The sequence below is a fragment of the Nitratireductor sp. GCM10026969 genome, assembly GCF_042660605.1.
Lineage (GTDB): Bacteria > Pseudomonadota > Alphaproteobacteria > Rhizobiales > Rhizobiaceae > Chelativorans.
Window position 1 is genome coordinate 1 of the sequence record NZ_JBHSUM010000308.1, and the last position, 1,090, is coordinate 1,090.

General features: G+C 68.2%; 2 protein-coding genes. Both read right to left on the reverse strand.

Going from position 1 to position 1,090, the window contains the following annotated elements:
* The coding region (locus ACFP9U_RS25170; RefSeq protein ID WP_378625628.1) for an MBL fold metallo-hydrolase at positions 1-247 on the reverse strand (247 nt) is incomplete at its 3' end.
* On the reverse strand, positions 235-1,090 hold an 856-nt coding region (locus ACFP9U_RS25175; RefSeq protein ID WP_378625630.1), incomplete at its 5' end, for an ABC transporter permease. The genes ACFP9U_RS25175 and ACFP9U_RS25170, both read right to left, overlap by 13 nt.

Consider the following 1,090-nt stretch of genomic DNA (forward strand, 5'->3'; position numbering starts at 1 on the left):
AGGTGGCGGCGCTGGCATGGACCGGCGGCGCGCCGATGCGTGCATGCAGGTCGAGGGCGCCGCAATGGTCCATGTGGGCGTGCGACAGCACCAGCGCATCCACCGCACCGAGCTTGTCGAGGCACGGCCGCTCGCCGGGCACGGGCCCTTCGCCGAGGTCCATCAGGATACGCCGTCCTTCGATTTCCAGAAGAAAGGCGGCCGGTCCCTTGCGGCCCAGTCCGCCCAGTATGCTCAGTCGCGCCATGGCAGGATCCCGGCAGGCAGGCGCTTGGCAAAGACCGAGCTTGCGAGCATCAGGAAGAGGACCGCCAGGATCATCAGGCAGCCGACGGCCGCTGCCAGCGTGGACGAACCCGCCTCCTCCAGGAAGATGATCATCGGCCCGATGGTCCGCGCTTTGGAGGAGACGAGAAGAACCGAGGCCTGGATCTCGTTGAGCGCGGTCATGAAGACGATGACGCCCCCGGCCGCCGCCGCCGGCAGCACCATGGGAAAGACGATGCTCGCCATGCGGCGGAGAAAGCCGGCACCGGCCACCTGTGCCGCCTCGTCGCAGCTGCGGTCGAGCTGGGCGAAGCCGCCGAGCGTCGGGCGCAGGCTGAGGACAAGGAAGTTCGACATGTACGCGATGAGGATGATCCACACCGTCCCGTAGAGGCTGACGTCGATGAGCGGCAGCGGGCGCAGGAAGAAGAGGATCATCGCCACGCCGATGACGATGCCCGGCAGGGCGTAGGTCAGTTCGCTGGAAAGCGACAGCAGCCGCGCCAGCCGGCCGCGCCGCCAGCTGAGATAATAGCCGAGCACGACCGAGACGAGCATCAGCACGATGACGGCGGCGACCGTCAGCCCCAGGCTGGTGACGAAGGCCTCGCGGATGGCGCCGTGCTCGAAAAGCGCATTGCGATAGTGCGCGAAGGTGAGTGTGTCGAGGGTGAGTGCCTGACCGTATCCCGAAACGAGGGAGGAGCCGACGAGCGCGCTGAGGGGCAATGCCAATGTGAGCACCAGATAGCCCCAGGCGGCGGCCTGCGCGGGCCTGCGCCAGCGCCCCAGGGGCAGCCGCACGCTCCTGGCCGCCCCGCTG